The following is a 10,400-nucleotide window of genomic DNA, read 5'->3' as shown; positions in this document are numbered from 1 at the left end:
TTTACGCTACGCTATCTGTCTCCTGCCCGTGACCGAACGCGAGTGCGTCTCGTTGGCGTAGCCTCTCGTAGAGAAGAGAAGGGAACAAGGGTTTAAAACCCCGCCGTCTACACGGCGCTTACAATTTTTGGTTGGGGTTTGAATCCCTTTTCCATTTTGCGCCTCCTGCCTCCTGCCTCTTTCAAATTTTTTTAGTTCTTCAGATGTCAGAGATGTAATTAGACTTAAGGGTAGTGGTTGCTGACTAATTGTATTAACGTATTCTGTACTCAAGTATGGAAGGTAACTTGGCTGTCCAGCAATATACGTTTCAAAGAAAGGAACACTTAAAGCTTTAACATAGCGACGTGCCAAGGCTGGACTTGAACCGACTGCTTGTGTAGGAATAGGAATGGTTGCATTGGGTGATTCGGCAATCGTAGAAAAGTGTGTCCCACCATTGATAAGTGTTAAATACTTATTTGAAGTTGTTAACCAAGTAAAAGGCTGAATTTGTTCTAGCAAAGCCGGAGTAACAGTATCAGAAGTGCCAGATATAATCATCACAGGAATTTTGATTTGGCTAAGGCTAGCTTGACCAAAAATACTTCTACCAACTGGATTAATCACAATTGCTGCTTTTATCCTTGTATCCGATAAATTATATTGAAATTTTGGTAAATTAACAGCCAAACATTGAAGTAATAGCGAAACATTTAACGTATTTTCTAAATCTGGACAGTCAAGTTTCAATTGCTCAAAATTGATCTTTGCACCCGCTAATGCTAATGCTGTATATCCACCAAATGATTGCCCTATTACGCCAACTTGGTCTAAGTTTAAATGTCCTTTAAAGGTTGGATTTGACTTAGATAAACTAGTGAGTTCATCTAGTAAATATTTAATATCTAAAGGTCTGTCAATAAGTTCTCTAGGATTAGTAACTTGATTTGTTGTACCTTTTAATAATGCTTGTAGTTGTTTTGAATCACTACCAGGATGTTCTGGAACAGCAACCACAAAACCATAAGAAGCGAGATGTTCAGCTAGATATGCAAAACTTGTTCTGTCAGAACCAAGTCCATGCGAAATAACAATTATCTTCCGAGGAGATTGAGCAATTGGGAGGTAAATATCAGCTAAGAATCTTCTATTACGGGTAAGATCATTAAGAGTAATTGTTTGTTTTAAGAAACGAAAACTTCCGGTTTTTCCTAAGTCCATCAAGGGAATAGAATCAAGCTTAGAAACAGTAATTACATTTTGTTGAGATTCTTCGTTAATAAGTGCTACTGCATTTTGAGTTTGATTTACTAAATCTTGTAATGTCTCTGCTATTTCTAAAGTCTGGTTTAAGTTAATTGAAATTGAGCTTGCAGGAAACTTGCGTAATATATTTAAAAGAGTAAAATCTTTTTGATCTGCGGCTGATAAAATTAGTGCCGAGCGAATTGCATAAAAGCCTGACAATCTAGATTCTGTCTGAATAATTTTCCCCAATCTTTGTAATAATCGCTCACCAATTGGTGTATAAAGGAACTGCGAAATTTCTACTTCCTTTAAGGGAATGCGAGTTAGTAAAACTTTCCGCAGTTGAGTTAGTTGTTTTTTGTCTACATACTTACTATATCCAGCAAAATCATCATCTACATTGCCTGTTTTAGCATAGTTTTCAAGCGAACTAATGGGGATAGACCTTTCTAAAACACCATAATTAAATTTTAGGCGCTCTGCACCGAAAGCGGGATAAGTAGTTAATGTAGGCAGCAATGCCATACTAAAAATTCTCAAAGCCAATTTCTGCCAAACAGTTTGTTTACCGATAAGATGAGTCATTACACAACACTTAAGATACTACATTAATTACGCGACGAGAAAATTAGCTGATCATAAAATTTGATATCGTTGAGTAAAATTTTCTAGAATTTCCGCTTTGATTTTTTAAGTTACTTGCGTGGGAAGGCAAGAGGCAAGAAGAAGTATTTTTTAAAAATCAAATATCAGCCCTATATTAGATAATTATGTTTTCTGAAAAGATGAATTACTCAACTAAAACTGTATAATTACGCTGTTCCCATTTGCTACTTTCAATCCAGAAAAAGGTAAAGTTTATTGGCTGTTTTTGGTTATTTGAAACAGAGATATCTACAAAGTCCACTCCTAATTTTGTGAAAGTAGAAGGTGTATCTTTTACAGTTTGCCAATTATCCTGCGACCAATGCAACCGAAAAGAAGCTAAAGCATGAATTCTCAATGTATAACCTTTTTTAACTTTGTCTATTTGACGGTTAAACTTCCACATTTCCAATAATTTACACTCTTGTCTTTCGCCTAAATAGCGATTCGCCACCTCTGGGATAAAATCAAACACCTGATTGTCATGATTTGACCGTAGCAGCTTGATATACTCTGCGTGCGCCCACATTAAAGGCATGGCGGAACCTGTTGGTTTTCCTAAATACATGTGGCTTTCGGGTCTATCTGCTTCATCCCAAACCTGTTCTGGTAGCAAACAAGTATTTGAAGCAAATCCTTCCATTGCCTTGATATATGTTTTGACATCACCACCAACAGCTAGTTCATAATGTCCCCTCTCTCCTGTCAAGAGAGGCCAAGCGCGTCCTTTACCCCAACCAGTGTAAGGACTACCGTCTTCTTGTTGTCCATAGCCGTCGTGGTTGTAACGATGCCAACAAGGCCCAACAGGTGTATCTACTTTCAAGACTGCATCAATTACTTTGACGGAATCAACAATAATCGGATCGTCAGGTTTACGAATTCCATAGCGTACTAGTTGCAAAAAGCCTGCATCCACAATTTCTTTCGCAGGAAATTCTGCTGGTTCACCAGGAGGTTGACTGCTAATCAAAATAGTTCCCTGATTAGGATTTTCGTTGGGTTGAGGATTATTAATATCTGTAGGAGTAATGCGGATGTAATGCCGATTGATGCCAGGAACAAGAGTGCCTTCGGTAGTAACTGTCCAAGCTTCAACGTGACATTCTAAAAAATCGGCGTATTCTTCGATAAATTGTGCTGTTACTTCATCCCCACGTTCACGAACAAATTTAGCAGCGCAGATTAAAGCGGCAATATTAGATGCCAGTGTAGAAGGTGAATAGCCGCTGTTTTCTTCCCAGCGTTCTTGTTGGGTAGCCGGGCCATGACGAATTAAATAACCTGCTGCCCGTAAAATCATTGGATAAATATCAAAGTTCAGTGGTATTTTATGTTGGTGCAGTAGCCATGCTAGTAGAATAGGAAATCCCACTTCATCTAGTTGAATACCCTTCCAGTAAGGTTCCCCATTAACCCAGAAATTTTGGGCAAAACCGCCGTCTTCCTGCTGACTCGTGGCCAGATAAATGAGCGATCGCACTGCTGTTTCTGTCTCCCCAGCAGCCAATAAACCTGATACACTGCTAACCATATCCCGCGTCCAGACAAGGTGATATCCCCCTTGATCTTGGTCGTCTTTGGCTTCACCCCAAGGAATTGCTAGGGAAGCAATTAAAGCACCTGGATAAGTTTTGTCTTCATGGGCCAAAAGCAGACTAATGCTGTGGTGATACAAGTTACCATCATCGAATGAAATATTTTCTAATGGTTTGATGCCCTGGCGCGTAGATGCAAAGCGGCTTGTCGTTAGACATCGCTTCCACTGTTCGATATAATGTTGCTTCTGCTGTTGAAAAGGAATATTTAGCGACTGAAACAGTGTGGAAATTGCATTGTGCAGAGTTGTACCAAATGCCAGTCCCAAAGTGAACTCGTGACTCTCATTTAGATTTAGTTGTCCAGTCAAAGCAATGTTGCCATCCAAAGCACTGTCAAACTCCCAATCCATCTGGAAATTATCAGCTAAGTCTGTCCACCCATCACTTTGACCGACGTAACCACAGGAAAGACGGCTGAAGGGAACCGTTGCACCTAGCACCATCCATCTTCCTGCTTTCTCGGCCGTTAAAATCCGATGTCCAGCAACTTCTATGACGTAACCATTGTTACCTCTGCCGCCAACTTCCAAATGTGGCGCACACAAAGCGTATAGCTGGAGTTGTGAGATAAACTCGCGCTCTCCTATTAACTTTGTATGTTGTAAAATACAGGATAAATGGGGGTCAGCAATCACTTCTTTGATCGCAGCATAACGCCCTTGTGGATCAGAATTAGTGACGCGGTATCCTAAACCATGAGTCCACATCTGTTCAACTTTTGATTCCAGATGCCGTTTCTCGTCATGGAAAAAGCTTTTGCCATCAGAAATTAGATATTGCAAATCTCGAATTTGGGGTCTGTCTACTGTGGGGTGGTAGACTTCTGTCACAACACCGTTGCAAACAGTAAACCAAACCCGACTAGAGGTAAAATAAGCTGTTCCGACTGCATCTTTATTGGCATGAGTCCATCGAGGCTCGATACCTGGTGAACCAAAAGCCTGTGCTTGACCAATAATCTTTACCATAATTGATTGTGCCGATAAGCTTTGAGTGCTATTTGGAAACGCTGTGCAGTCCTAGTAAAACTACAAGTTGGTTGCCTGTATCTATAACTGAATGAATCCCCTCAGAGATCATGGCGTAACTGCTAGTAATGGAGGAGGCAGGAGGCAGGAGGCAGGAGGCAGAAGGAGTTTTTCAGTTGGGGATTCCGACCCCTACTGATAGCGTCGGCGGCAAGCGAGTCTGCGAGCGTCTTTAGAGCCACTGAACTCTTGTTCAGTGGGGGTCTTAAACCGCAAGCTCGCTATGGTCTCGGCAGGAAACAGAGTGTGGTTTTCCTCCTGCCTCCTGCCCTCTGCCTCCTACCTTCCTCGATAAATTTAGTAATTGCGATCGCTAAATTAGACCCTATCGCTGCAAAGATTGTTTTTTTAGATGAATCAGTTGCCATGAGCGTAAATAAGAGCTATCCAGAAACTTAGGTGCATCGTGCATCCCACATACAATCTCGTGTCTGACAATTAAAAGTAAACTATCAGAAGGTATAAGATAGCTTTACTATGAGACTCATATTTGATTGCGTGAAAAAACCCCCTACAACTCAAAAAGCCTTATTTCCTATTGCCTCTTGCCTTTAACCATTTTCCGTAAATCCTGGATACAAGGTCATGCCGCCATCTACAAATAGTGTTGTACCGTTAACATAATCAGAGTCATCAGAGGCTAACCAAACTGCTGCTTTGGCAATATCATCAACATTTCCTACACGTTTTGCCGGGATCAGTTTTAGTAACTTTGCTTCTGCTTCGGGAGTATCCCAAGCTGATTTGTTAATTGGGGTTTTGATAGCACCAGGAGCAATACTATTAACGCGAATTTTATGGGGGGCAAGTTCTTGGGCAATACTTTTCATCATCATATTAATACCACCCTTGCTAGTAGCATAATTAACATGACCGGCCCAAGGGATTACTTCATGCACGGAACTCATGCAAATAATTTTACCTGCTGCACAAGAAATATTAGGCTTCACACCTCGACGCAAGAATTCCTTTGCAGCTTCCCTAGCACACAAGAATTGTCCCGTCAGATTTATCCCAATAACTGCATTCCATTGCTCAATGGTCATATCGATAAATGCTGAATCTTTTTGAATGCCAGCATTACTTACTAAAATATCAATAGTGCCAAATTCTTGAAGCGTTTTGCTAAACATCGCTTTTACTTGGTCTTCTTTGCTGACATCGGCTTGAATAGCGAATGCTTCTCCATTATTCGCTTTGATATCATCAACAATTTTGTGGGCTGATTCAGCTTCAGAATGGTAGTTGATGGCTACTGCTGCACCTGATGCAGCCAAATTGCGAGCAATGGCTTCACCAATCCCAGAACTAGCACCTGTCACCAGTGCTTTTTGACCTTTAAGCAGGTAAGGGGAATAGCTCATAATGCTTTCAATACTTTTCAAATGTGTATTCTTTGTAAGTGGCTGAAGACTTGCATAATATGATAATTTTGCTTGCTTCGCGTAGTATTGCCTGAGCAAATTTAGATTATCAAATCGTTAAAATATCGATGAGACTAACAAAAACTTTTAGTATTTTAAGAGAACTTAGTATTTTCCTAATCTATCCGGAGAAAGAGAAAAAGTATATTCTTTTACTGACCAATATTTTAATTGTTTGTCATTCTTGTGACAATACTATGTCTTTATTTATAAGATTTATTAAGTTATAGATTTCAAGGCTATTTCAATCTGAACAATAATTTATGGTATATTCAGATAAAGCTAGTTTATCAGTTTGAGTTGATATCGATTGGTATACTAAATAGACGAAAAATCTAGCTATTGTGATTAGTTTTTATGTTTAGATAAATAATTACTAAAAAATAGTAGATACAAGAAAATCCTGATTTCAAAATTTGTTTTAAAGTTTTAAATGTATCACGTTTTTTGAAATCTTTTTTAATTACTTGATATGCGGCTTTAGCACTAGCATTTTTGACAATATGAATGATGCGTTAGGCGGATAGCATCTATCTAAATACTTAGACTTATAAGGAAAAAAGCGATGCCTGCTCTGTCTCTGAATAGCCAAAATTTACCATACCCCGATCCTTTGCACCCAATTATCGTTCACTTTGTGATTGCAATGGTGCTTTTTTCCTTCGTGTGTGATGTTCTAGGCTATTTCACCCGCAACGTGCGTTTATTTGAGGTGAGTTTTTGGAATATGTTTGTTGCTGCGATCGCAATTTTCATCGCAATTATCTTTGGCCAGTTTGAAGCCGGACTAGCACAAGCCCAGAAAGCAGCCCAGTCAACGCTGAATTATCATACCGTCTTGGGTTGGTCATTAGCGGCGATGGTTGCCGCGATCGCAGCTTGGCGTTTTGTGATTCGCAACCGTAGCCCCCGAAAAGTACCACCAGCTTACCTTGGGGCTGCAACATTGTTAGTCTGCCTAGTGTTTTTACAAGTGTATTTGGGGAGTAAACTGTTTTGGGTGTATGGGTTGCACGTCGAACCTGTAGTTCAAGCCATGAAACAGGGAGTTTCACCATGAACCCGCAACTGATTGAGCAGTTGAGATTGCGCCTGGGTGCTAACGGATTACCCTACGAGATTCCTGTACATCCGCAGTTGGTGCATCTAACGCTGGGTTTATTCATCATTGCCATCATTTTTGACATAGCAGGAGTGTTATTTTCTTTAGAAAAACCTATTTTCAAATTTTTGGGATTGGCTGCCATCCGTTCTAGCTTTTTTGATGTCGGCTGGTACAACCTGATAGCAGCAGCAGGTATCACATTTTTCACGGTTGCGGCTGGTTTTTTTGAGCTACTTTTGGCAAATCCACCAGTCGATCAAAAGAGCGCTTGGGGATTGAGTGCTGGTTGGACGATGCTTTTACATGGTTTGGGTGGCGTTTTGCTGTTGGCGATTATTGTCGCCATGACTGTATGGAGAGGTTTGCAACGCTATCGCTGGCGTAAGGATGCTTCCAGACAGGTGCAGTGGAGTTACTTATTAGCAGGGATTGCGATGCTAGGCATATTATTCGTCCACGGAACATTGGGAGCGCAATTGGGAGAAGAATTTGGGATTCATGTTACTGCTGCTAATACCATTTCTAAAAATGTTTACAACAAATAATTAAACGAGAATTTACTGAATTTTATGTTTAGTGTTTTTGAATATGTATTAATGGCGGTTTATGTAGCAGTGTTGCTCGTCGTCAGTCGGTGGATTGGGCAACAGGCGTTTTCTTGGATGCCTCCCCAAGCTACAGCAGAAGCACAACGGGTAGATGATTTATTTAGCTTCTTAGTTTCAATTGGAGCATTTATCTTACTTGGGCTAGTTGGGGTTATGGTGTATGCGATCGCATTCCATCGCGCCCCCCCAGAAGACTACACCGAGGGACACCCCTCTAGAGGTGATACGAGGCTAGAAATATTGTGGACAGCAACCCCGACTTTGTTAGTAGTGTGGATTGCCTTTCAAAGCTTCAATATTTATCAGCAGTTAAATATTTTAGGTCTAAAGCAAATTGTGCATTTGCATACACCTATAGAATCTGCCTCTGCCGCAACCATCAGCGATGTCCCTAAACCTGCATCTGAAACTATTGATGTTTTCGTTAAGCAGTGGGATTGGTCTTTTCGTTATCCAAATAATGTTACTAGCAATCAACTGCATCTACCGATCAATCGCAGCACTCGCTTAAATCTGCAAGCGCAGGATGTAATCCACGGTTTCTACGTCCCTGAGTTTCGCTTAAAGCAGGATATTATTCCAGGACGCGACATTGATATTGTGCTAACGCCCATTCGTGCAGGCAAATATCGGCTGAAAGATTCTCAATTTAGCGGTACTTACTTTGCCTTAATGGAAACGGATGTATACGTTGAATCCCTCAATCAATATAATCAGTGGCTCACGCAAACTGCTAATAGCGAACAAACCCCTGTAAATCAGGCAGTTGCCGAAAATATCCAACCACCAAAAACATTGTTTAATAGCGGCTGGTCAAACCAATTAAAAATTGAAAATGTAAAATTAAAAATTGCAAGACGCTCGCGGACTCGCTAACGCTGCGCTATCAGTAGGAGCTTGTACCCAGAATTAATTAATTAAAAATTATTATTTCTTTCAATTTTTAATCTTTAATTTTTAATTTTTAATTTTTAATTCAAACTGCTACACCGTCACACCTGCTCAACCTGGCATTGCCAATAAAAGGAAGCAAAATAATGACACATGATTTTAGTCAAGATATTACCGGGGATCGAGAATCGAAAAATTATCAGAACCAAGAGGGTAATAATTGGCGGGAATATTTCAGTTTCAACACCGATCATAAGGTGATTGGAATTCAGTACATGGTGATGACCTTCATTTTCTTCCTGATTGGCGGGCTGTTGGCGATGTTGATCCGGGCTGAGTTGCTCACCCCAGAATCGAATCTGGTCGATCGCCCGCTTTATAACGGTTTGTTCACCATGCACGGGACAATCATGATTTTCCTGTGGATTATTCCCTTCAATGCAGGGCTTTCTAACTATTTAGTACCGTTAATGATTGGAGCGCGGGACATGGCTTTTCCCCTGCTCAACGCCATCTCTTTTTGGATTTTGCCACCCGCAGGTCTTTTACTACTATCTAGCTTCTTCCTGCCAAATGGGACTGCACAATCTGGCTGGTGGTCTTATCCACCAATTAGTCTGCAAATCCCAGGCGGTGAACTGATTAACGGTGAATTTTTATGGATAGTCAGTTTAGTTTTGATAGGCATCTCTTCAATCATGGGGGCTGTCAACTTTGTGACAACCATCTTTTGGATGCGGGCCCCAGGGATGACATTTTTTCGGATGCCTGTGTTTGTTTGGTCGGTTCTCAGTGCCCAGTTATTGCAACTGATTAATTTACCTGCCTTGACGGGTGCATTGATTCTGTTGTTGCTTGACCTATCCTTTGGTACACAATTCTTTAAACCGGATGGGAATGGCGATCCGATCATTTATCAACATCTATTTTGGTTCTACTCTCACCCAGCAGTTTATATCATGGCACTACCAGCCTTCGGTATTTTTGCTGAGGTTCTGCCTGCATTTTCTCGCAATCCCCTATTTGGTTATCGGTCAGTGGCGATCGCCACCTTGGGTATTGCTTTAATCAGCATTTTCGTTTGGGCACATCACATGTTCACCAGTGCTACCCCCGGTTGGATGCGGATGACCTTCATGGCTACCTCAATGTTAGTTGCCATACCCACTGGTATTAAAGCCTTTGCTTGGACTGCCACCATCTGGAGGAGCAAGCTACATCTAGAGACACCAATGCTGTTTGCAATGGGAGGTGCAGCCATGTTTATTTTTGGTGGTGTTACTGGTGTAATGCTTGCTGCCACGCCATTTGATATCCACGTTAATAACACCTACTTTGTTGTGGGACACTTCCACTACATCGTTTTTAACACGATCACAATGGCAATCTTCGCGGCAATTTACTACTGGTTTCCCAAAATAACTGGAAGAATGTATGCTGAGGGTTGGGGCAAATTGCATTTTTGGCTAACCTTTATTCCTGCCAATATTACCTTCTTCTCCATGCACCCATTAGGTTTACAAGGGATGCTACGCCGAGTTTCTTCCTACGACCCACAGTATCAAGGATGGAACGTCATCGCTAGCTTGGCTTCATTTTTACTAGGAGCATCCACACTGCCTTTCATTGCTAACATAGTAGGCTCTTGGCTTTACGGGCCGAGGGCAGTTGATAATCCTTGGCACGCTACTGGATTGGAATGGACAACCTCTTCACCACCTCCGCGAGATAACTTTGAAGAGATTCCAATTGTCACAAGACCTCCTTATGACTACGGCAATCCAAAGTATTCAGTAATCGAAAATTCTAATAATGGTGAGTCTCTGTAGGGACTGGGGACTGGGGACTAGGAAGGAAATTAGAGTTAT

7 protein-coding genes are annotated in these 10,400 nt (G+C 41.1%); 4 read left to right on the top strand and 3 right to left on the bottom strand.

Annotated elements, in window-relative coordinates; translation table 11 throughout:
* Positions 1-6: 6 nt before the first annotated feature.
* From IQ274_RS24890 to IQ274_RS24880, 3 genes are all read right to left on the bottom strand, one after another.
* Positions 7-1,815, bottom strand: a complete 1,809-nt coding sequence (locus IQ274_RS24890) for an alpha/beta hydrolase (protein WP_194143760.1) — start codon at positions 1,813-1,815, stop codon at positions 7-9.
* Between the two features lie 205 nt (positions 1,816-2,020).
* Positions 2,021-4,444 carry a glycoside hydrolase family 15 protein gene (locus IQ274_RS24885; protein WP_194143759.1) on the bottom strand — a complete coding sequence of 808 codons (2,424 nt, stop codon included), beginning with the start codon at positions 4,442-4,444 and terminating at the stop codon, positions 2,021-2,023.
* A gap of 611 nt (positions 4,445-5,055) precedes the next feature.
* Positions 5,056-5,868 carry an SDR family oxidoreductase gene (locus IQ274_RS24880; RefSeq protein ID WP_194143758.1) on the bottom strand — a complete coding sequence of 271 codons (813 nt, stop codon included), beginning with the start codon at positions 5,866-5,868 and terminating at the stop codon, positions 5,056-5,058.
* Between the two features lie 625 nt (positions 5,869-6,493).
* On the opposite strand from IQ274_RS24880, the gene IQ274_RS24875 reads away from it, so the two are divergent.
* The 4 genes from IQ274_RS24875 to IQ274_RS24860 all read left to right on the top strand — a co-directional run bounded on the left by IQ274_RS24875 (position 6,494) and on the right by IQ274_RS24860 (position 10,361).
* Entirely contained in the window at positions 6,494-6,988 is a 495-nt protein-coding gene (locus IQ274_RS24875; RefSeq protein WP_190938604.1) for a DUF2231 domain-containing protein, read from the top strand.
* The gene (locus tag IQ274_RS24870; protein ID WP_194143757.1) at positions 6,985-7,578 is read left to right on the top strand and encodes a DUF2231 domain-containing protein; all 594 of its coding nucleotides are present in this window, start codon (positions 6,985-6,987) and stop codon (positions 7,576-7,578) included. The genes IQ274_RS24875 and IQ274_RS24870 overlap by 4 nt, the downstream gene beginning before the upstream one ends.
* Positions 7,579-7,602: 24 nt before the next feature.
* Positions 7,603-8,517 carry a cytochrome c oxidase subunit II gene (locus tag IQ274_RS24865; RefSeq protein ID WP_194143756.1) on the top strand — a complete coding sequence of 305 codons (915 nt, stop codon included), beginning with the start codon at positions 7,603-7,605 and terminating at the stop codon, positions 8,515-8,517.
* A 161-nt stretch (positions 8,518-8,678) separates the two neighbouring features.
* Positions 8,679-10,361 (top strand): cytochrome c oxidase subunit I, encoded by a 1,683-nt coding sequence (locus IQ274_RS24860; RefSeq protein ID WP_194143755.1) that lies wholly within the window; start codon positions 8,679-8,681, stop codon positions 10,359-10,361.
* The last annotated feature ends 39 nt before the right edge of the window (positions 10,362-10,400 follow it).

The sequence above is a fragment of the Nostoc sp. LEGE 12447 genome (assembly GCF_015206985.1).
GTDB lineage: Bacteria > Cyanobacteriota > Cyanobacteriia > Cyanobacteriales > Nostocaceae > Nostoc.
Note: the sequence above shows the minus strand (reverse complement) of the source record. Positions and strands in the feature narration are given on the sequence as shown.